General features: G+C 63.0%; 22 protein-coding genes. 11 read left to right on the top strand and 11 right to left on the bottom strand.

Going from position 1 to position 19342, the window contains the following annotated elements:
- Nucleotides 1-26: 26 nt before the first annotated feature.
- The 6 genes from ABWP89_RS11505 to ABWP89_RS11480 form a co-directional block, all read right to left on the bottom strand.
- Nucleotides 27-1043: a ParB/RepB/Spo0J family partition protein gene (locus tag ABWP89_RS11505; RefSeq protein ID WP_353229376.1), complete on the bottom strand. Its 1017-nt coding sequence runs from the start codon at nucleotides 1041-1043 to the stop codon at nucleotides 27-29.
- The gene (locus tag ABWP89_RS11500) at nucleotides 1040-1816 is read right to left on the bottom strand and encodes a ParA family protein (protein WP_353229374.1); all 777 of its coding nucleotides are present in this window, start codon (nucleotides 1814-1816) and stop codon (nucleotides 1040-1042) included. Before ABWP89_RS11500 ends, ABWP89_RS11505 begins: the two co-directional genes overlap by 4 nt.
- Nucleotides 1813-2544, bottom strand: a complete 732-nt coding sequence (rsmG, locus tag ABWP89_RS11495) for a 16S rRNA (guanine(527)-N(7))-methyltransferase RsmG (protein WP_353229373.1) — start codon at nucleotides 2542-2544, stop codon at nucleotides 1813-1815. Before rsmG ends, ABWP89_RS11500 begins: the two co-directional genes overlap by 4 nt.
- Nucleotides 2544-4409 carry a tRNA uridine-5-carboxymethylaminomethyl(34) synthesis enzyme MnmG gene (gene mnmG / locus ABWP89_RS11490; protein WP_353229371.1) on the bottom strand — a complete coding sequence of 622 codons (1866 nt, stop codon included), beginning with the start codon at nucleotides 4407-4409 and terminating at the stop codon, nucleotides 2544-2546. Before mnmG ends, rsmG begins: the two co-directional genes overlap by 1 nt.
- A 73-nt stretch (nucleotides 4410-4482) precedes the next feature.
- Nucleotides 4483-5787, bottom strand: coding sequence for a tRNA uridine-5-carboxymethylaminomethyl(34) synthesis GTPase MnmE (gene mnmE / locus ABWP89_RS11485; protein ID WP_353229370.1), 1305 nt, complete (start codon nucleotides 5785-5787; stop codon nucleotides 4483-4485).
- A 24-nt stretch (nucleotides 5788-5811) separates the two neighbouring features.
- Nucleotides 5812-6099 carry a DUF6489 family protein gene (locus ABWP89_RS11480; RefSeq protein ID WP_353229369.1) on the bottom strand — a complete coding sequence of 96 codons (288 nt, stop codon included), beginning with the start codon at nucleotides 6097-6099 and terminating at the stop codon, nucleotides 5812-5814.
- A gap of 258 nt (nucleotides 6100-6357) precedes the next feature.
- On the opposite strand from ABWP89_RS11480, the gene ABWP89_RS11475 reads away from it, so the two are divergent.
- Nucleotides 6358-6741, top strand: coding sequence for a nuclear transport factor 2 family protein (locus ABWP89_RS11475; RefSeq protein ID WP_353229367.1), 384 nt, complete (start codon nucleotides 6358-6360; stop codon nucleotides 6739-6741).
- Between the two features lie 90 nt (nucleotides 6742-6831).
- Here ABWP89_RS11475 and rho read toward each other — a convergent pair whose 3' ends face one another.
- From rho to ABWP89_RS11460, 3 genes are all read right to left on the bottom strand, one after another.
- A complete protein-coding gene (rho, locus tag ABWP89_RS11470) occupies nucleotides 6832-8088 on the bottom strand; it encodes a transcription termination factor Rho (RefSeq protein ID WP_353229366.1) in 1257 nt (418 codons plus the stop codon).
- A gap of 163 nt (nucleotides 8089-8251) precedes the next feature.
- The gene (locus ABWP89_RS11465) at nucleotides 8252-8695 is read right to left on the bottom strand and encodes a CopD family protein (protein WP_353229365.1); all 444 of its coding nucleotides are present in this window, start codon (nucleotides 8693-8695) and stop codon (nucleotides 8252-8254) included.
- Nucleotides 8696-8826: 131 nt separating this feature from the next.
- Complete coding sequence (locus ABWP89_RS11460) at nucleotides 8827-9015, bottom strand: hypothetical protein (RefSeq protein WP_353229364.1); 189 nt, start codon at nucleotides 9013-9015, stop codon at nucleotides 8827-8829.
- 79 nt (nucleotides 9016-9094) lie between these two features.
- Between ABWP89_RS11460 and ABWP89_RS11455 the strand changes: the two genes are divergently transcribed.
- Complete coding sequence (locus ABWP89_RS11455; protein WP_353229363.1) at nucleotides 9095-10618, top strand: glycosyltransferase family protein; 1524 nt, start codon at nucleotides 9095-9097, stop codon at nucleotides 10616-10618.
- A gap of 19 nt (nucleotides 10619-10637) precedes the next feature.
- Here ABWP89_RS11455 and hemE read toward each other — a convergent pair whose 3' ends face one another.
- The gene (gene hemE, locus ABWP89_RS11450) at nucleotides 10638-11666 is read right to left on the bottom strand and encodes a uroporphyrinogen decarboxylase (RefSeq protein WP_353229362.1); all 1029 of its coding nucleotides are present in this window, start codon (nucleotides 11664-11666) and stop codon (nucleotides 10638-10640) included.
- Between the two features lie 345 nt (nucleotides 11667-12011).
- On the opposite strand from hemE, the gene ABWP89_RS11445 reads away from it, so the two are divergent.
- The 9 genes from ABWP89_RS11445 (at nucleotide 12012) to ABWP89_RS11405 (ending at nucleotide 18372) form a co-directional block, all read left to right on the top strand.
- Nucleotides 12012-12896 carry a pyruvate, water dikinase regulatory protein gene (locus tag ABWP89_RS11445; protein ID WP_353229360.1) on the top strand — a complete coding sequence of 295 codons (885 nt, stop codon included), beginning with the start codon at nucleotides 12012-12014 and terminating at the stop codon, nucleotides 12894-12896.
- Nucleotides 12893-13477 (top strand): Maf family protein, encoded by a 585-nt coding sequence (locus tag ABWP89_RS11440; RefSeq protein ID WP_353229358.1) that lies wholly within the window; start codon nucleotides 12893-12895, stop codon nucleotides 13475-13477. Before ABWP89_RS11445 ends, ABWP89_RS11440 begins: the two co-directional genes overlap by 4 nt.
- Nucleotides 13474-14340 (top strand): shikimate dehydrogenase, encoded by an 867-nt coding sequence (aroE, locus tag ABWP89_RS11435; RefSeq protein WP_353229357.1) that lies wholly within the window; start codon nucleotides 13474-13476, stop codon nucleotides 14338-14340. The genes ABWP89_RS11440 and aroE overlap by 4 nt, the downstream gene beginning before the upstream one ends.
- A complete protein-coding gene (coaE, locus tag ABWP89_RS11430) occupies nucleotides 14337-14960 on the top strand; it encodes a dephospho-CoA kinase (protein WP_353229356.1) in 624 nt (207 codons plus the stop codon). Before aroE ends, coaE begins: the two co-directional genes overlap by 4 nt.
- A 131-nt stretch (nucleotides 14961-15091) precedes the next feature.
- A complete protein-coding gene (dnaQ, locus tag ABWP89_RS11425; protein WP_353229355.1) occupies nucleotides 15092-15796 on the top strand; it encodes a DNA polymerase III subunit epsilon in 705 nt (234 codons plus the stop codon).
- 121 nt (nucleotides 15797-15917) lie between these two features.
- Nucleotides 15918-16532, top strand: coding sequence for a ribosome hibernation-promoting factor, HPF/YfiA family (gene hpf / locus ABWP89_RS11420; protein ID WP_353229353.1), 615 nt, complete (start codon nucleotides 15918-15920; stop codon nucleotides 16530-16532).
- Nucleotides 16533-16659: 127 nt separating this feature from the next.
- Nucleotides 16660-17121: a PTS sugar transporter subunit IIA gene (locus ABWP89_RS11415; protein WP_353229352.1), complete on the top strand. Its 462-nt coding sequence runs from the start codon at nucleotides 16660-16662 to the stop codon at nucleotides 17119-17121.
- Between the two features lie 30 nt (nucleotides 17122-17151).
- Nucleotides 17152-17487 (top strand): DUF1491 family protein, encoded by a 336-nt coding sequence (locus ABWP89_RS11410; RefSeq protein ID WP_353229350.1) that lies wholly within the window; start codon nucleotides 17152-17154, stop codon nucleotides 17485-17487.
- A gap of 462 nt (nucleotides 17488-17949) precedes the next feature.
- The gene (locus tag ABWP89_RS11405) at nucleotides 17950-18372 is read left to right on the top strand and encodes a cell wall hydrolase (RefSeq protein ID WP_353229349.1); all 423 of its coding nucleotides are present in this window, start codon (nucleotides 17950-17952) and stop codon (nucleotides 18370-18372) included.
- Between the two features lie 37 nt (nucleotides 18373-18409).
- Here ABWP89_RS11405 and ABWP89_RS11400 read toward each other — a convergent pair whose 3' ends face one another.
- Nucleotides 18410-19255: a thioesterase family protein gene (locus ABWP89_RS11400; RefSeq protein WP_353229348.1), complete on the bottom strand. Its 846-nt coding sequence runs from the start codon at nucleotides 19253-19255 to the stop codon at nucleotides 18410-18412.
- Nucleotides 19256-19342: the final 87 nt, after the last annotated feature.

Here is a 19342-nt window from a genome sequence, read left to right as displayed (position 1 = left end):
CATGGACACGCCGGTTGCCGGGACGATCAGATCGCCCCGCCGGTCAGCCGCTGACAGATCAGGTCCAGTTGATCGAGCGTGGTGTACCGGATCGCCACCGAGCCGGTGCGCGGGTCGGTATCGGCGTGAATGGTGACCTTCAGCCCCAGGAATTCTTCCAGATGCGCCTGAACGGCCGCAATATCGGCTGATTCCCCCGGTGATCGATCCGCCCGTGCGCGCCGGGGCGGGGCCGCGTCGGGCCGGCCCAACCGCTTGGCCAGCTTTTCGGTATCGCGTACCGACAGCCCGCGCGCCACAACATCGCGTGCGGCACTGGCAGGATCGGGCAATGTCGCCAGCGCGCGCGCATGTCCCATCGACAATTCATTGCGTTCGATCATGGTCAGCACGTCGGCGGGCAGGCCCAGCAACCGCATGATATTGGCGACGTGGCTGCGCGATTTGTCCACAAAGCGCGCGATATCCGCCTGGGTAAGCCCATCGCGATCAGACAGCTTTTGATAGGCGCGCGCCTCTTCGACCGGGTTCAGGTCTTCGCGTTGCAGGTTTTCGATCAGCGCCAGTGCAGTCACTTCGTGATCGTCAAGCTGACGCACGATCGCCGGAATTTCGTGAATGCGCGCACGCTGCGATGCCCGCCACCGGCGTTCGCCCGCCACCAGCTGATAGCGGTCGCCACCAAGCGGCCGCACCACCACCGGCTGAATCAGCCCGCGCGCGGCAATCGACGCAGCCAATTCTTCCAACGCGGCCTCATCAAAATGGCGGCGTGGCTGATCCGGGTGGGGTTCGATCTGCGCGATCGGCAACAGCATCAGCCCGGCCGTCGCGGCACCTGCCACCGGGCGTGCCACGGTGGTTACAGTTGCCGCGGCGGAATCGGCGGATTGCGGCCCCACTGCCTCTTCACGCCGGGTTTCGCCCAGCAGCGCACCCAGCCCACGACCCAGTGCCGGCCGACGCGGAGCAGGCGTTTTTGCCGCGGCCGGCTTGGCAGTACCGTCTGGAATCGTTGCGGACGTGGTTGCTTCGCCGGTCATGCCGCTTTCCTCTTTTCAGGCAAACGCCCGATGATTTCACGCGCCAGTTTGATATAGGCCTGCGACCCGACACAGGCGTGATCATAGATCAGCGCGGGCAGTCCGTGGCTGGGCGCCTCTGACAGGCGAACATTGCGCGGGATGACCGCATCAAACACCAGATCATTAAGGCACGAACGCACATCCTCGGCAACCTGATCGGTCAGGCGGTTGCGCCGGTCATACATCGTCAGCACCACCCCGAGAATGCCCAGGTTGGCGTTGAAGCGTTCCTGCACGCGTTCAACAGTCTGCAACAGCTGGCTCAACCCCTCCAGTGCAAAGAATTCGCACTGCAGCGGCACCAGCAGGGTATCGGCAGCGCTCAGCGCGTTGAGCGTCAGCAGACCGAGCGATGGCGGACAATCGATCAGGCAGATGTCATGGCCAGTGTCATGTGACAGCGCCTGGCGCAGCCGGCTGGTGCGGTTTTCGACGCTGACCAGCTCAACCTCTGCCCCCGACAGATCGACCGTGGCGGGAACCAGATCAAGCCCTGGGATGCGTGTGGCCATGGCGCATTCACCAACCGGAACCTGGTCGATCACCAGTTCATACGATGATCGCAGGCGCGACGCCGCGCTGACCCCCAGCCCGGTCGAGGCATTGCCCTGCGGATCGAGATCGATCAGCAGGACCTTTGACCCGGTCGCTGCCAGCGCAGTGGCCACATTGATCGCGGTGGTGGTTTTGCCCACTCCCCCCTTTTGGTTGGCAATCGCTATCGTGATCATCGGCGCGCACCTTTTTGGGCCGATCTGGTCGGGTCCAGCCTCACAGGTGAGGCTGCCCCGCCCGTCTTGGCGGCAATGTCCCTTGGCAGACCCGTGACCTGACCGACCAGGATTCCGGCAGACGAATCGGTCAGCGATTGTTCCACGTGGAACGTATGAAACCACGCCGGGGCCAACTCTTGCAGTTCATGCCGGGCCTTGGCCCCCTTCGGCAACAACCAAAGTGTCTGCGGTGTGGAAAAGCGTGCGGATAGCTCCAACAATCGTTCAAGTGGCGCAAATGCACGTGCGCAAATAACCGCAAACCGCGTGGTTGGCATATCTTCGATACGCGATGCGACGACCGCGACCCGATCAAGCCCGATCGCTGCAGTCGCGCGCACCAACCAGTCCGTGCGCAACCGCCGTGATTCTACCAGCGTGACCGCGCGCTGCGGCTGCAATGCGGCGATCACCAGGCCAGGAAAGCCGGCGCCGCTGCCCAGATCAAGCCATGCGCCATCATTTGGAACGGCGAATGTTCCACGTGAAACAGTCAACAGCTGGGCGCTGTCGACGATATGCCGCTGCCAGACGTGATCCAGACTCGCCGCCGACACCAGGTTTTGGCGCGTGTTTTCCTCAACCAGCAACGCCACGAGTTGTTCCAGCCGCGCCATGGCGGCAGGATCAACGCCCAATACATCGATCAACCACGCACGCGCGGCGGTCTCGCCGTCGATCGCCATCACGCGGCCCGGCGACGCGCGTGGACCAACAGGCTGGCCAGGGCCGCTGGCGTGATACCGGGAATGCGCCCGGCGACGGCCAGCGTGCCGGGCTGCGCAGCCATCAACCGCTCAACCATTTCACGCGAAAGACCGGGAACCGCTTCGAACGGGAATCCATCGCCCAACTGCACACCGTCACTCGCACGAAGGTCGCGCAGCTCCGCCTCCTGACGGCTGAGGTATGGCGCGTATGCAGCGTCCTCCTCAATTTCCTCGGTGAGCAATGGGTCAATATTGGCCAGCGCAAGGCCGCCGTCGGCGTCATCAAGCCACGGCGCCAACGATGCCAGGCTCAATTCCGGAAAGCGCAACCATTCGCCCAAACTGCGCCTTGTACCATCGGCACGCACTGCCAATCCGCCCTGGGCAAGATCGTTCGATCCCACCTCTTTGGTCAACGCTTGTTCAATCCCCGCGCGGGCTTCGGCCCGACGGTTATGCCAGGCAGTGCGCTCCGCGCCCACGCTCCCCGCAGCCATCGCCAGCGGGGTCAGGCGGGTGCTGGCATTGTTGGCACGCAGCCGTAGCCGGTATTCGGCCCGTGCAGTCAGCATGCGATAGGGCTCGGTCACACCGTGCAGCGTAAGATCGTCGATCATCACCGCCATGTAACTGTTCGCGCGATCGAGCACGGGCAGTTCGCGTTCCAGCACTTGCGCCGCGGCATGCATTCCGGCGACCAGGCCCTGCGCGGCAGCCTCTTCATACCCCGTAGTACCGTTGATCTGCCCGGCAAAAAACAGACCAGGCAGCGCCCGCACTTCCAAACTGGCGCGCAACGAACGCGGGTCGATGTGATCGTATTCCACCGCATAACCCGGCACCAAAACCTGCACATGTTCCAGCCCGGCGATACTTTGCATCATCGCCACCTGCACGTCAGTCGGCAACGAGGTCGATACCCCGTTGGGATAGACTGCGTGGTCATCAAGCCCTTCCGGCTCCAGAAATATCTGATGCCCATCACGGTCGCCAAACCGGTGAATCTTGTCCTCGATCGATGGGCAATAGCGCGGCCCTTGTGCCGCGATCGCCCCGGTAAACAGCGGCGAACGGTCCAGCCCGGCGCGAATGATGTCGTGCGTGCGCGCGTTGGTGCGGGCAATAGCGCAAAACACCTGTGGCAGCGCGCGCTGTGTGGTCAGCGGTGACATCGTCCAGGGTTGCACGTCGCTGGGCTGTTCGGGCAGCCGCGCCCAATCAATCGTGCGCCCATCAAGCCGCGGAGGTGTCCCGGTCTTGAGCCGCGCCATCGGCAGTGCCGCACCGCGCAACTGTTGTGCCAGGCGGTGGGCAGCATCTTCGCCAATCCGCCCACCCTCCATCCGCTCTTCGCCCCGGTACAGCCGCCCGCCCAGAAACGTCCCCGTGCAAAGCACGACGGCCGCTGCAGACAGTGCTGTACCATCGGCCAGATCAACGCCGCACACCCGCTCGCCCGCAAACCGCAAGGCCGCAGCCTCACCGCCGAGCACTGTCAACCCGTTCTGCTGCCGGATTGCTGATTGTACCGCCGACCGAAAACGGCGCCGGTCGGCCTGGATACGCGGGCCTTGCACCGCACTGCCCTTTGACCGGTTGAGCATGCGGTAATGGATCGCCCCGGCGTCCGCCGCGCGCGCGATCACCCCGTCAAAGGCATCGACTTCACGCACCAGATGCCCTTTGCCCAGGCCACCAATCGCGGGGTTGCAGCTCATCGCGCCGATCGTTGCCGGATCGAACGACACCAGCGCGGTGCGCGCACCCATGCGCGCGGCCACGGTGGCCGCCTCGACGCCGGCATGTCCGCCGCCAACCACGATGACATCAAAATGCTGCATGCTGTGCCATTATCGCATTGGCGGGCTCAGGTCAAAACAACCCACCACGCATTGTTCCACGTGGAACACACTCCTATTTGCCGATGCAAAACCGCCCGAACAACGCGTCCAGCATCGCTTCGGTGTCGGTACGCCCGATCAATGCATCAAACGCCAGGCGGGCCAACCGCAAATGCTCAGCCGCCAGCAAACCATCGCGCTGGTCTTCCGCTGCGATCAGCGCGTCATGCGCGGCAGCGACGCAGCGCGCCTGTCGCTGGTTCAGCGCAGCAGCACCGGGCAGCGGCAGCGCCGCACGCGCTGCACCGATCAGCGCTTCGCGCAGGTCAGCCAAGCCCTCCCCCGTTCGCGCAGACAGGCGCAGCGCATCGGCGGTCTTCGTCACATGATCTGTGGAATCGCATTGTGCCGCAATTTCCAACAAAGGCCGCGTGGTGGGCCCGACACCCTGCGGACCCAACCACAGCACCAGATCGGCGCGTTCCGCTTCGGCACGGGCGCGCGCGATGCCGATTGCCTCGATCGGATCGGTTCCTTCATCACGCAAACCTGCCGTGTCGATAAACGCAAATGGCACACCGCCCAGCGCGACCGTGCTGACCAGCACGTCACGCGTTGTTCCTGGCAGTTCCGAGATAATCGCCGCCTCATATTCAACCAGCGCATTGAACAGCGTGGATTTGCCTGCGTTGGGTGGCCCGGCCAGGACCACACGAAACCCTTCGCGCAGCGGCTCTGCGCGCGGGCGATCCAGCCACTCGCGCAAACTATCCACCAGTGCCCGACAGCCTGGCGCAAACCCGGCAGGCAAACCGTCGCCTTCTCCCCCCACGTCGGCTTCATCGGCAAAATCAAGCGAAGCTTCGACTTGCGCGGACAGATTGAGCAACTGCGTCCGCCAACTCTGCGCCGCACGCGACAGCGCGCCACCGGCCATGGCCTGCGCGCTGCGGCGCTGCAATTCGGTTTCGGCGGCCAGCACATCGGCCAGCCCCTCGACTTGCGCCAGATCCAGCCGGCCATTGGCAAACGCGCGCCGGGTAAATTCGCCAGGCTCTGCCGGCACTACATCAAGCGCTGACAGCGCAGAACCAACCGCACTTGCCACTGCGCGACCGCCATGCAGATGCAATTCGGCGCAATCCTCTCCGGTTGCGCTGTCAGGTCCGGGAAACCACAGCACCAGCGCGGAATCGAGTTCCGCGCCATCGCGTGGATCGACCAGCCGACGAAGGACAGCGCGGCGCGGTTCGGGCAAGCGCCGGCCTGCCAGCAGCGCCTGCACCGCGTGACCGGCCTGTGGCCCGCTGATCCGCACCACGCCAATCGCCGCCGGCAACTGCCCGGAGCTGAGCGCAAAGATCGTTCTGGCCACCATGGCTCGTTCCGCCGGTAACCCGGCCTATTCCTGGCCAGCCGGTCCTTTGCTGGCGCCGGTGACCCCGGACTTGAACCCGGCCAGCGCCGCGCCGGCGCCCTGTTCAAACAGCTGCTGAAACATCTTCAGCCCGATCTCACCCATTGGCGCCAACTGTTTGGCATAACTGTTGAGCTGTTCGAGCGAACTTTCACCCTTCATCGCCTTGGCGACCGCCTCCACATAGGCATCGTTGGCCTTGGACACATCGGGCAATCCCAGGAAACGGCGCGCCTCTTCGGGCGTGCACTCAATTTCAAAATTCACTTTCATCGGTGCATCTCCCTTGCCCAAGCCACCACGCGCCAACCCTGCAGACGTCCTGCGCAGCGGCTGGTAACCGAACGAATTGTGTCAGCCTGTCATGACCAAACGCCAAAGTCCACGATCGCCACCAACACCCTGTCGGCAAACTGATGTTCGACCAACCGCGCTTGCCAACCGGTCCGACACCACCAGCGATCATGCAAGCCATGTTCAAGCCAATGTTTTGCTGATAGCCAGAGTGCCGAACTACCGGAAGGACGCACAATGCAACTCGGGCTGGCCGCATGGCATCGCTACATGGTTGGCAACGATCCCGCCCTGCTCGACGAGCTGATCGCCGACGACGCCGTGTTCCACTCTCCGGTGGTGCACACGCCGCAAGTGGGCAAGGCCAAAGTGCTGCTCTATCTGCACGCTGCCGGCAAAGTGCTGGGCAACGATGCATTCCACTATGTGCGCGAACTGGTCGATGGGCCGGAAGCCTTGCTGGAATTCGAAACCGCCATCGACGGCATCATGATCAACGGCATCGATCTGATCCGGTTTGATCTGGAAGGCCGCATCATCGATTTCAAAGTGATGGTCCGGCCATTGAAAGCCATCAACAAATTGTGGAGCATGATGGCTGCACAGTTGGAACGATCCTGACAGTATACTGATTTTTTTCGTAAAACAAAGATGTGGGCGGCAAGAAAAAATGATGTTGCCGCCCAAGATTTTTCGATGCCGGTGCCAGTATTACTGGTTCATGGTGGCAAAGAAATCCTCGTTGGTCTTTGAATCTTTCATCTTGCCCAACAGGAATTCCATCGCGTCGACCGTTCCCATCTGCATCAGAATACGCCGCAGCACCCACATCTTTGACAGCTGGTCTTTGGGAACCAGCAGCTCTTCCTTGCGCGTGCCGCTCTTGCCGACATCCAGCGCGGGGAAGATGCGCTTGTCGGAAACCTTGCGGTCGAGCACGATTTCCGAATTGCCAGTGCCCTTGAATTCTTCAAAGATCACTTCATCCATGCGGCTGCCGGTGTCGATCAGCGCGGTGGCGATGATCGACAGCGAACCGCCTTCTTCGATATTGCGCGCCGCGCCGAAAAAGCGCTTTGGCCGCTGCAGCGCATTCGCATCCACACCGCCGGTCAGCACTTTGCCAGAGCTTGGCACCACGGTGTTGTAGGCGCGGCCAAGCCGGGTGATGGAATCGAGCAGGATCACCACATCGCGCTTGTGTTCGACCAGGCGCTTGGCCTTTTCGATGACCATTTCGGCCACTTGCACGTGGCGCGTGGCCGGTTCGTCAAAGGTCGATGAAATCACCTCGCCGTTCACCGACCGCTGCATGTCGGTCACTTCCTCGGGCCGCTCATCGATCAGCAGCACGATCAGGAACACTTCGGGGTGGTTGTCGGTAATCGCCTTGGCAATGTTCTGCAACAGCACGGTCTTGCCCGTGCGCGGCGGGGCCACGATCAGTGCGCGCTGGCCTTTGCCCTGCGGGCTGACCAGATCGATAACCCGTGCCGACTTGTCTTTGACCGTGGGGTCAAGCGTATCGAGCCGCAGGCGTTCGTTGGGATAGAGCGGCGTCAGGTTGTCGAAATTCACGCGGTGACGCACTGCATCGGGTTCATCAAAGTTGACCTTGATCAGCCGCGTGATCGCAAAATAGCGTTCGCCATCCTTGGGCTCACGAATTTCACCTTCGACCGTGTCACCCGTACGCAGGCCCCATTTCCGCACCTGGTTGGGGGACACGTAGATGTCGTCCGGACCGGCCAGATAGTTCGCTTCGGGGCTGCGCAGAAAACCGAAACCATCGGGCATGACCTCGATCGTGCCGATACCCAGGATTTCTTCGCCGTCTTCGGCCATTTCCTTCAGGATGGCAAACATCAGGTCCTGGCGCCGCATCGTGCTTGCGCCTTCAACGCCCAGTTCCTCGGCCATCGCCACCAGCTCAGCCGGCTTCTTTTTCTTCAATTCTTTCAGATGCATGGGTCTATTCCAGCAAGGGAGTGTGCCGGCCGGACGGTCATCGGGCTTGGGGAAAGCAGACCGAGCGCAGGCCGGATGGCCCGCGACAGAAATTCCGGCAAGGTGGTGGATCCATTATCCCCGCGCAGGTGCGGCGTCAATCAGCCAGTGCCAAGGCCGGCGATCAAAACGGTTTGACGATGACCAGGATGATGATGATCGCCGCGGCAACCCCGGGCACTTCGTTGGCGAGCCGCAATTGCCGGCCAGTCAGCTTGCGGCGGCCAGCGGCGAGATCGCGCGCATAACCGGCCATCCACATGTGATACCCGCTCAGCACCAGCACCACCGCCAGTTTCGCATGGAGCCAGCCGAACGCAAACCAGCCACCCCCGACTGCAAGCGCCAGCCCCAGCACCCACACCACGATCAATGATGGCCACAGGATGATTTTCAGCAGGCGTGCCTCCCGATCGATCCACAGCGCATTTTCCGCTGCATCGGGGGCCAGTTCCTGATGATAGACAAAAAACCGCGGCAACATGAACAGCCCGGCCATCCAGAACACCACGAAAATGACGTGGCCGGCCTTCAACCAGAGATAAATCATCGCGAGCACCTGCACCATGAGCCATTGGATAAAGCATCGTGCGAAAAAGTGGGTACCGGTTTTTCGCCAAAACGATGCGACAGCAAAAATCTTTCTGCCATTCCCGCTGCCGCAAGGGCTGATCGTTTGCAACCCGTCCTTTGCGGCGATCATTCCGGTGCAGATGCCGCCGGCCTGGCAATACGCTTGCCTTTGCGGCGGCTGGTCAGGTGCCAGGCACCGCAGCGGTCGCAGCGATAGGGCCGCACCAGCTGATCATAATGCGCGGACACGACCTGCGCGGCGGCCTGATCGGCAAAGCGCATCTTGGTCTTGCATATCCGCAGTCTGGTCCGCATCGTCCCGCCTGTGTGCTGGCGTTCGATCAGCTTGTCCACCTGTCTGCGCGCGCCCACTGCCACCATCACGCAAAGGACCATGTTGCCGGTGCCGCAAAGCCCACCCCCGACCGTGCTGGCACCGACCATACGGCGTATCGGCGCAATCACCCTGATCATGCTGTTCACGGCTGCGGCGGTCCTGGCCATCATCCGGCGCGGACCGTGGTACGACGAATTCTATACCTTTTACCTGGTGCGCCCGGGTACCCCGCTCAGCTTGTTGTGGCCGGCCTGGCTACGCGACAACCATCCACCACTGTTTTACGCGCTGGCATGGCTGTGGGCCCGTCTGTTGGGCTGGTGCGGGCTTTCCGCGACGGTGGAGGCGGGGCGCACGATCAATCTGGCGCTGCTCGCGCTCACGGTCGGGCTGATGGCAATGATCGCGCGCCATGACGCCTGGTTTAAACGCCTGGGCTGGTATTATGGCGTGGCACTCGCGGCGATGTTTCCCGCGCTCGACCAGATTGACCAGCTCCGGTCCTATTTTCTGTCGTTTGCGCTGACCGCGCTGGTCCTGCCGTTGCTCGTCCACCACATCCGCTGTGTGCGCCCATCATCGCGCCAATCGCTGGCGCTGGGTGGGATGCTGACGCTGGCGTTCAGCGTGCATCTGGTGACCACTGTGGTGATTGCCGGGCTGGTTGCCGGGGTTATCATCCTGCTGACCCTGGCCCGGCGCCGTGCTGATGCCGCCCGGCTCACGCAGATCGCGGTGCTGGCCGCGATCCCGTTTGCGATCAGCACCGCGATGCAATTGACAACGCTGGTGGCAAACACCCAAACGTTCTGGATTCCGCCCGGGTTCAACGGTGGGCGGTGGGCGATCGAAACCGAACTTGCCGGAGCGTTGGGCGCCAACCTGGTGCTGGATCTGATCGCGCTGGCCGGGTTGGGCGTCACGCTGGTGTCCGCCACGCGCCGGGACGCACAGGCACAGACCACCATGATGGTGATCATCGCCCTGACCGGCGGCCTGATGCTCGCTTTGGCAATGTTGGTTGCGGTGCATCTGCACCGGCCGCTGCTGATCACGCGCTATCTTGTCGCGGTTGATCCAGTGGTGGCGTTTGTCCTGGCGCTGGGTGCGTGCAGGCTGGCCCGGCGTTTGCCGGCACCGGCGGTTATTGCCAGCGATCTGGCGGTTCTGGCGGCCGCTGCGCTGGCGATCCACGCCAATCTTGACCGCACCCTGCATCAGCCATCGTGGGATGGCACTGGCCGCGTGATTGCCGCGCTGGTTCAGTCTTGCCCCGATACGCGTGTCTATCCGAATATGGATTGGAACGCGAACCCGCGCAATTTTCCCCCGCACGACAATCACGAGGTGGTTCCGTTTGCCTATGGCTATGTCGCGCAACGGCTGGGTTTTTCGCTGGCTTTGCCGGGGTCGCATGATCTGTCACACCGCTGTCCAACGCTGTTCTGGACAGAACACGCCAACGATCAGCACCCGGATGCGCAAACGGTGATTGGCCGCCTGCGCAGCGCCGGTTACCCGATCGGATCAGGCCGTATGATGCGAATCGGCCACGGCTGGATTCTGGTCGCCCGGCCCTGAACGGGCCCGCGCAAATCGATCAGCCCGCGTGCCAGCCACGCACCAGCGCCAACAGCCGCTCGACATGCGCGATCGGCGTAAACTGCCCGATCCCGTGACCCAGATTGAATACATGCGGGCGCCCGGCAAAGGCATTCAGAACCGCGGTGGCCCGCTCTTCCAGCCTGTCACCGCCTGCCAGCAGCAACAGCGGATCAAGATTGCCCTGCACCGGCATTCCTTCGGGCAGCGTTGCCGCCGCCCACAGCGGATCGATGGTTTCATCCACGCCAATTGCACCAACCCCGGTTTCACGCGCATAGGCGGCCAGCTTTTCACCCGCTCCCTTGGGAAAGCCGATGATCGGCACACCGGGATGCAGCACCGCCAGTTCCGCCACGATCCGTGCGGTTGGCGCAATCACCCAGCGTTCAAACTCTTGCGGCGCCACGCTGCCCGACCATGAATCAAACAATTGCACCGCTTCGGCACCGGCAGTGATCTGCCCTGACAGGTATTCCACGGTGACCGCGATAATCGCATCGATGATTGCCTGAAACGCCGGCGGATCGCGATAGGCCAGCGCACGCGTTTCATGCTGGTCGCGGCTGCCCTCTCCCGCAACCATATAGGTCGCCACGGTCCACGGGCTGCCGGCAAAGCCCAGCAGCGTCGTTTGCGCACCCAGGCTGGCGCGCACCTTGCGCACGGTATCGTAAATGATCGCCAGCCGTTCCGGCACTGCGGTCAGCGCATCCAGCGTGCTATCGATCAAACGTGGTGACAGCGCCGGGCCTTCACCGACCAGAAATTCCAGCTTTTGCCCCATCGCATGCGGCACGATCAGGATATCGCTGAACAGGATCGCGCCATCAAAACCGAACCGGCGGACCGGTTGCAAGGTCACTTCGGCCGCAGCGTCGCTGTCATAGACCAGATCCAGAAAGCCGCCTTTTTCTGCACGCAAAGCACGGTATTCCGGCAGATAACGCCCGGCCTGACGCATCAGCCACACCGGGCGGCTGGCAAGGTTTGCTCCAAACAGGGTATCAAGCAGTGGGCCGGGCATCGCGTTCTCGTCCATTCTACTAAAAAAAGAATTATATTATGGGATGTAGGAGTCTGTTGGCCCTGTGGATATCGGGGACGGGCGCGTTCTGCCCCAATTGATCCACCAATCCCACAAAAAATTACGCCTCGCGACTCTGCACCAACCGTCACACAAGTGAAACTTATCCGCCTTGTCCACACGCTGTGGGTAACCCATGCGCACCTGTGATCAAAAAGGCGCGGGGGGAGCCGATGACGGGCATGGAATTGCCACACCGCCTTGTGGCCGCATTCATCCCGTGGTTTATCCGGTGCCTGTCCACAGATCCATCCCGGACCGGCTGGGCATCGGGTGCAACCTGTCATGGAACGTCTTCACCTGCATCTTTTGTCGGATTCCACCGGTGAAACGCTGGAAATGGTGGCAAAGGCCGCGCTGGCGCAGTTTGAAAGCGCGGATGTCGTGCGCCATTTCTGGCCGATGGTCCGGTCGCAACAGCATCTTGACCGGATCATGACGGAAATCAGCGCCAATCCCGGTCTGGTCATGTTCACCGTGGTCAGCACCGAAATCCGCGAACGGCTGGAACAGCGCTGCACCGCACTGGGCCTGCGCAGCGTGGCCGCGCTCGATACCGTGACCGACGCGCTGGAAACACTGCTGGGGCAAGAGGCCAAGGGGCGGCCGGGCCGGCAGCACCTGATGGACGATGCCTATTTTCGGCGGGTTGATGCGATTCAGTTCACCATTGCGCACGATGACGGCATTGCCTCTGACAATTGGGAACAGGCCGATATCATCCTGGCCGGGGTTTCGCGCAGTTCCAAGACGCCGACCTCGATCTACCTCGCCAACCGGGGATTTCGTGTGGCCAATATCCCGATTGTGGTGGAAAGCCCGCCCCCGCCATCGCTGTTTGCAGTCCGGCGCCCGCTGGTGGTGGGGCTGACCACCAGCCCGGAACGCCTGATTCAGGTCCGCCGCAACCGCCTGCTGTCGCTCAATCAGGCGCCTGAAACCAGCTATGTCGACAACGAGCATGTCACGCGCGAGGTGCAATATGCCCGCCGCATGTTTGCCGACAACGGCTGGCCGGTGATCGATGTCAGCCGACGGTCGATCGAGGAAACCGCAGCCGCGGTGATCAATCTGTACAACGAACGCCACAACAGCCGCGCGCCCGGCGGGACCGAGATCGCGCGCGATGAGCAAAGCTGGACCGAAACCCGCAAAGGATCTGCGCAATGATCGTGCTCGCCTCACAAAGCGCGTCACGCCGCGCCATGCTCGAAGCGGCAGGCATCCCGTTTGTGGCACAGGCCTCTGCGGTGGATGAAACCGGGCTCAAACGCGAACTGATCGGGGTGCCGGCGGCAGATGTGGCGATGATCCTGGCCGAGGCCAAGGCATTGGGTGTGTCGATGGCGGTGCCCGGACAACTGGTGCTGGGTGGCGATTCGCTGGTCGAGGTTGCCGGGCGCCAGTTCGACAAACCGGTCAGCCGGGCCAACGCGGCAGAACACCTGAGGTTTTTTTCCGGCCAGACCATGGCGCTGTCATCGGCCACGGTGATTGCGCGCGATGGCGCGGTGATCTGGCGTCATGTCGAAACCGCGCGGCTGAATGTTCGACAGCTTTCCAACAGCTTTATCGACAGCTATCTCGACAGCGAATGGCCTGCGGTCAGTGGCTGTGTCGGGGTGTTCCGGATCGAGGCGCGCGGCGTGCAGCTGTTCGAAACCATTGATGGCAGCCATTTTACCGTGCTGGGCATGCCATTGCTGGCGGTACTGGCGCAATTGCGCGCGTTGGGGGAACTGCCGGCATGACTCACGCCAGCGCCGGCTATGCCGAAGTGATCGGCGATCCGATCGTGCAATCGAAATCACCCGCCATCCACGGTTATTGGCTGGATCAGCTGGGCCTCGATGGCAGCTATCGCGCCACGCATGTGACGGCGGAGGGACTGCCCGGTTATATCGCCGCACGCCGCGCCGATCCGGAATGGCGCGGGTGCAATGTCACGATGCCGCACAAACAGGCGGTGATCGGGCTGATCGACCGGCTTGATCCGCTGGCGTCGCGCGTGGGCGCGGTCAACACCATCGTGCCCGAACATGGCGCACTGGTCGGCTACAACACCGATGTGCCGGGCTTTCTTGAACCGTTGCAGCCTTGGCTGGATCAGCCGCATCTGTTTCGCATGGCGCGGGTGCTGGGCACCGGCGGTGCCGCGCGCGCGATTATCACCGCACTGGCCGGGGTGGGGACGGTGATCGTGCTGGCCGGGCGAGACCTGGCCAAGGCGCGCGCGCTGCTGGATGAACTTGATCCCGGCGGCAGCCACCATGTCACTGATCTGGCGCACTTTGCCAGCGTCACCGATTTTGCGTTTGACGATCGTCAGGGCTGTTTCGATCTGGTGGTCAACGCGACATCGCTGGGCATGGTCGGGCAGCCGCCGCTGGCCTTTGACATGACGCATGCGCCGCCCGGGTCGGTGTTCTATGACATTGTCACCAGCCCGCTGGATACGGCGCTGTTGCAGGCGGCGCGCGGCCATGGGTTTCGCACGGTTGATGGCCTGGCGATGCTGATCGGGCAGGCGGACCATGCTTTTCGCCGTTTCTTCGGCGCGAAGCCGCCGCGCGGTGATGCCGATGCGGCGCTGCGCGAACGGTTGGAACAATGACCACGGCCGATGGCGCGCCCGCTCACCGCCCGTTTGTGCTGGGCCTGACCGGCTCTATCGGCATGGGCAAATCGGCCGTGGCGGCGATGCTGCGCCAGCTGGAGGTGCCGGTGTTTGATGCCGATGCGGCGGTGCACCGTTTGCAGGCCGCGGATAGCCCGCTGCTGCCGCTGATCGAAGCCGCATTTCCCGGCACCACCGGGCCCGAGGGCGTGCGCCGGCAGGATCTGGGCGCACGCGTGTTTGGTGATCGCGCGGCGCTGGCCCGGCTGGAGGCGATCATGCACCCGGCGGTCGCGCAACTTCGGCAGGGCTTTCTGGCCGATCATGCACACGAACCGCTGATCGTGTTCGACATTCCCTTGCTGTTTGAAAAAGGGAATGGCGCCGGGCTGGATGCGGTCGCGGTGGTTTCGGCACCGGCGGATCAACAGCGGACCCGTGTGCTGGCACGTCCGGGCATGACCGAGGCCAAATTCGCGCAGATCCTGGCGTTGCAAGTGCCCGATGCGGACAAGCGCGACCGTGCCGATCATGTGATTGATACCGGCGTGCCGCTGGCGCAGACCGAGGCCGCCGTCGCGGCGCTGGTGACCCGGTTGCGCGCCGGCGCGGCCTGAAATTTTCTACAATCCCGACTACGGCAAATACGCAGGTGCGAAATTGGATAACGATTTCAACACTCAGCCCGCTCACGAAATTTTGCGACGGAGCCTTGTCAGCGCGGCGTTGCAGGTCCATCGTCTTGCCAATGCGCGAAATTGTGTTCGATACCGAAACGACGGGGTTCGACCCCAAGGGCGGCCACAAGATGGTCGAAATTGGCTGCATCGAACTGTTCAACCGGCTTCCCACCGGCGCCGTATTCCACGCCTATTTTGATCCCGAACGCGACATGCCGGCAGAGGCAGAGGCAGTCCACGGGTTGTCGATCGCATTCCTGACCGGCAAACCGCGATTTGCCGAACGTGCCGCTGATCTGATCGATTTTCTGGGTGATGCGCCGCTGATCGCGCACAATGCGGCGTTCGACTTTGGCTTTCTCAATGCCGAACTGGCGGTCGCCGGGCTCGATGCGGTGTCACTGGACCGCATGATCGATACGATTGCGATTGCCCGGCGCAAACATCCCGGGGCAAAGCTCAGCCTGGATGCGCTGTGTTCGCGTTATGGCATCGATCGCAGCCACCGCACCAAACACGGGGCGCTGCTCGATGCCGAATTGCTGGCGCAGCTCTATGTCGAATTGCTGGGCGGTCGCCAGATCGGGCTGGAACTCGCCGCCGATCCTGCCCCTGTCGCCTTTGCGCCGCAGGGACAGATCGGCCAGGCTGGTGCGGCGATGCTCGCACGCGTGGTCCGCCCCCCGCGGCCCCATCACGCCAGCGACGCCGAACTGGCCCGCCACCAGGACTTCATCGCCGGTTTTGAAGACCCGTTGTGGACGCGGCCGTAATCCGGACGGTCTGCATTGCCCGGGATCGCGTGATCGGGGGCAAAAGATTGGTGTTGCGGCATTTTGGACAAAACCCGGTTCGTCCGCGTCTTGTCGGCAGGCTTAATCGAGGAGAACGACCATGGACATTCGCGTTTCGGGGCATCAGGTTGAAACCGGCACCGCATTCGAAACCCACGCGCAGCAACGGCTGGCGGTGATTGTCGGAAAATACTTCTCACGCGCGCTGTCTTCGCAAGTCACCCTGGGCAAGGCGCCGCATGGCGGGTTTCGCTGCGACATCGTGACCCATGTTGCCCAGGGGCTGATCCTGAAGGGCAGCTCGATCGCGCAAGACGCGCACCAGGCGCTGGACCAGTCGGCCGAAAAGATCGATCGTCAGCTCAGCCGCTACAAACGCCGGATCAAGGACCACCACGAAAGCGCGCTGCATGCGCGTCGTCAGGATGATGCCCATTTTGCCCCGGCGCCATTCAACGGGTTTGACGAACACGGCGAAGACGCAACCTATACCCTGTTTGCCGAACCGTCGCAGGACGAAGAACCCGCCGACGCGCCGCTGGTGATTGCCGAAACCCGCGTCGACGTGCCAACCGCGACGGTGTCCGATGCGGTGATGATGCTCGATTTGCGCAACACCAATGCGCTGCTTTTCAAAAACGCCGGCACCGGCGTGCACAACATGGTCTATCGCCGGGGTGATGGATCGATCGGCTGGGTTGAGCCCAAGAAATAGCCCGGCATCGTTGCACCGCCGCCATGGCCGCAGTGCAAATGGGCGCGCGCGGCAACTGTTTGCCGCGCGCGCCTACGCCAATCGACCCTTGCGCCTGACCCAAATCAGGCGCATTGGCCGGCCTGAGATGACCGCGCTTTTCGCAATTGATCAACAGGCCGTGCAGATGATCGGCCCTGAATCCAAGGCGCAGATCATGACGATCCTCGCCGACCGGTTTGGCGCGGTTTATGGCCTTGATCCCGCCCATGTGCTCGAACGTCTGGCAGAGCGTGAGGCGTTGGGCAGCACCGGGTTTGGCCGCGGCGTGGCGATACCGCACGCGCGCATCGGCGGATTGACCAGGCCGGTTGCGGTGTTCCTGCGGCTGCACAAACCGGTCGATTTTGCCGCCGCCGATGGCATGCCGGTCGATTGTGTGTTTGGGCTGTTGTCGCCCGATCAGGCTGGCGCGGTGCATTTGCAGGCGCTGGCGGGAATATCGCGGCTGATGCGCGATGACCGGATGCACGCACGGCTGCTGGCGGCGCCCGATGCCGATGCGCTGTATGGTCTGCTGGTCAACGTGATCGACCGCGACGCCGCCTGAACCCGTGCAATCCGGACCTGAACGATCGTGATGGACCCGCCGCGCCTGCCCGCATCGCTGGAAGCGGGCGCGCTGATGCGGCAGGCGCAGGCCGCCGGCGGATTTGCCATGGTGCTGCACAAGGGCGATGCCGATGGCGGCACAATCCTGGTGGTGGCGGTCGATCGGGACGGGCTTGGTACGCTGTACGAACGCCTGCCTGATCCCGCCGGGCCGCGACGCTGGGTGGCAGTGCGGCAACAACTCGCCGATGCGCGCGGTGAATTCGATGCCTACCTTGACCGCCGCGCAAAGCTTGATCGCGATGTGTGGATAGTCGAACTGACCGTCGCGGATGTTGAACGGTCCATCCTGAACCTCGACTGACCAGCGGGTCTGTGGGTTGACTTGCGCGTTCATCACAATAAAGGCGGCGGTCCCACTGTTGCGCAGGCGGTGACGACCGGTATCAAGACCGGTTGCACTTGCACGCAGACGGGGGGCAGACGGCCTGGCTCTTGGTCGGGTTCGTGGAACCGGGCATATGTCCTGCAACGCGAACCGTGACCAAACCATGTCCCGATGTCCACCGCCCGGACTGGATATAGAGTGAGTCTATCGTTTCGTTTGGCCACCATGCTTAGCGTGGCAATGACCCTGACTTTCGCGGTTTTGAGCACGACAGGTGCCAAAGCCGGCCCGCAGGACCCGCAGAACCGGGCCCCCGATGCCCAGACAGCATCACCCAGCGTGGCATCATCCGGCACCAGCAGTGCCGCAAATCTCCCTGACCCGATTCAGCGCGACACCCCGGTCAACCCGGCGATCGTCCCGAATACAGAAACTGTCGTGCCCGCCGCCGCGTCCCTGGCGGAACTGGTCGATTCGGTTGAAATCCCCGCCAATCTGCCGCGTGACATCGAATGTCTGGCTGGCGCGATCTATTTCGAAGCCAAGAGCGAAAGCCTGGCCGGGCAACTGGCGGTTGGCCGGGTGATTGTGGCGCGCACCGATTCGGGCCATTTTCCGGCGTCCTATTGCGGCGTGGTGTTTCAGCATGCGCAGTTTTCCTTTGTGCGCGGCGGCGTCATGCCCGGATTTGACCGGTCCAGCCGCATCTGGCGCCAGGCGGTCAAGATTGCACTGATCGCCGATAGCGGCGCGTGGAAAAGCCCGGCCGAAGGCGCGCTGTTCTTTCATGCCGCCCGCATTGGCCCGGTTGCCGGCAAGGCGCGCGTCGCCCGCATCGACAATCACGTATTCTACCGCTGATTTGCTGCCCCGTGCAGCGTAACCAACAGCCGCCGCATCACCCGGCGCGGCGGCTGTTGGCTATGGCCGATACGGCGATAACCCCCAGCGGGCCGGCGACATCGTGAATGGCAGCCTGGCCCATGGCCACGCCATCGGCCGAACTGTGCCCGACCAGTTCAAACCCGATCCATTCGCCCTGTGGCAGGCGGTGAATGTGCACCGTAAAATCGGTGTTGACGAAATCGATGCCGAATTCGCTGCTGTGCGTCAGTGGGCTGGCAAAATCGGCAGTGGTTACCAGCATCAGCCACGGGCTGAGCGCATTGCCCGCCACCACTTCGATCCCTGAACTCAGCCAGGTCTGACGCGTGGACGGCGCCGCCAGAACGCCCAGCACCGGGGGATTGCCCGTGGTATTGTGGCCCTGGACTGGCGCGTCGCGGGCAAACCGTTCTGCCCCTGCGGGGATCGGGCGCATGTCCCAGCGGGCAAACTGGGTTACCCGGGGCAGCGTATCAGGGTGCGGCGCCGGCCACGGCGGGCTTTGCCACAGCGGGTTGTCGGGCTGCACGCCGCGCCGCACGATCTGGCACTGTGCGCGGGTCTGCACCCGGCCCTCTGCGATCAGGCGCGCCTCTACCAGCCGCACCCGCCCGCTTTCGTGCAGCACCTCAACTGCCACCGACAGCGGTGCATCCGGCGGCATCCGCAGCATATCCACCGACAGCCGCACCGGCACCCAGTCGGGATCGAGACAATCGCGTTCGATCACGTGCCCCAGCAGCGATGCCGCGGCTGATCCACTCAGCGTGCCCTTTTGCCAATAGCCCCGCGCCGCGCGTGTCGGCACAAAGTGGTCGCCTTCACTTACAAAAAAGCTGCGCGCGCGTTCGTCAGTCACCCGCTTACTCCAGTCTTGGCGATTTCAGACCCCCCGCCCCGCCTCGCGAGCCCGACCACCACAGCATGATGGTATCATTGGTGGTCG

Origin of the sequence: Novosphingobium sp., assembly GCF_040398825.1 — a bacterium.
Lineage (GTDB): Bacteria > Pseudomonadota > Alphaproteobacteria > Sphingomonadales > Sphingomonadaceae > Novosphingobium.
The sequence above is the reverse complement of the archived record's forward strand: the minus strand, read 5'-3'. Positions and strand labels throughout refer to the sequence as shown.

What these genes read in the sequence shown, in the direction of transcription:
- ABWP89_RS11465 (WP_353229365.1), bottom strand. Translation starts at nt 8,695, where the DNA reads ATGGTGCAGGTGCTCGCGATGATTTATCTCTGGTTGAAGGCCGGCCAC.
- ABWP89_RS11440 (WP_353229358.1), top strand. Translation starts at nt 12,893, where the DNA reads ATGATCGTGCTCGCCTCACAAAGCGCGTCACGCCGCGCCATGCTCGAA.
- coaE (WP_353229356.1), top strand. Translation starts at nt 14,337, where the DNA reads ATGACCACGGCCGATGGCGCGCCCGCTCACCGCCCGTTTGTGCTGGGC.
- ABWP89_RS11455 (WP_353229363.1), top strand. Translation starts at nt 9,095, where the DNA reads ATGTTGCCGGTGCCGCAAAGCCCACCCCCGACCGTGCTGGCACCGACC.
- ABWP89_RS11415 (WP_353229352.1), top strand. Translation starts at nt 16,660, where the DNA reads ATGACCGCGCTTTTCGCAATTGATCAACAGGCCGTGCAGATGATCGGC.
- ABWP89_RS11480 (WP_353229369.1), bottom strand. Translation starts at nt 6,099, where the DNA reads ATGAAAGTGAATTTTGAAATTGAGTGCACGCCCGAAGAGGCGCGCCGT.
- rho (WP_353229366.1), bottom strand. Translation starts at nt 8,088, where the DNA reads ATGCATCTGAAAGAATTGAAGAAAAAGAAGCCGGCTGAGCTGGTGGCG.
- ABWP89_RS11410 (WP_353229350.1), top strand. Translation starts at nt 17,152, where the DNA reads ATGGACCCGCCGCGCCTGCCCGCATCGCTGGAAGCGGGCGCGCTGATG.
- rsmG (WP_353229373.1), bottom strand. Translation starts at nt 2,544, where the DNA reads ATGGCGATCGACGGCGAGACCGCCGCGCGTGCGTGGTTGATCGATGTA.
- aroE (WP_353229357.1), top strand. Translation starts at nt 13,474, where the DNA reads ATGACTCACGCCAGCGCCGGCTATGCCGAAGTGATCGGCGATCCGATC.
- hemE (WP_353229362.1), bottom strand. Translation starts at nt 11,666, where the DNA reads ATGCCCGGCCCACTGCTTGATACCCTGTTTGGAGCAAACCTTGCCAGC.
- ABWP89_RS11445 (WP_353229360.1), top strand. Translation starts at nt 12,012, where the DNA reads ATGGAACGTCTTCACCTGCATCTTTTGTCGGATTCCACCGGTGAAACG.
- mnmG (WP_353229371.1), bottom strand. Translation starts at nt 4,409, where the DNA reads ATGCAGCATTTTGATGTCATCGTGGTTGGCGGCGGACATGCCGGCGTC.
- ABWP89_RS11505 (WP_353229376.1), bottom strand. Translation starts at nt 1,043, where the DNA reads ATGACCGGCGAAGCAACCACGTCCGCAACGATTCCAGACGGTACTGCC.
- ABWP89_RS11500 (WP_353229374.1), bottom strand. Translation starts at nt 1,816, where the DNA reads ATGATCACGATAGCGATTGCCAACCAAAAGGGGGGAGTGGGCAAAACC.
- ABWP89_RS11460 (WP_353229364.1), bottom strand. Translation starts at nt 9,015, where the DNA reads ATGCGGACCAGACTGCGGATATGCAAGACCAAGATGCGCTTTGCCGAT.
- hpf (WP_353229353.1), top strand. Translation starts at nt 15,918, where the DNA reads ATGGACATTCGCGTTTCGGGGCATCAGGTTGAAACCGGCACCGCATTC.
- mnmE (WP_353229370.1), bottom strand. Translation starts at nt 5,787, where the DNA reads ATGGTGGCCAGAACGATCTTTGCGCTCAGCTCCGGGCAGTTGCCGGCG.
- ABWP89_RS11475 (WP_353229367.1), top strand. Translation starts at nt 6,358, where the DNA reads ATGCAACTCGGGCTGGCCGCATGGCATCGCTACATGGTTGGCAACGAT.
- dnaQ (WP_353229355.1), top strand. Translation starts at nt 15,092, where the DNA reads ATGCGCGAAATTGTGTTCGATACCGAAACGACGGGGTTCGACCCCAAG.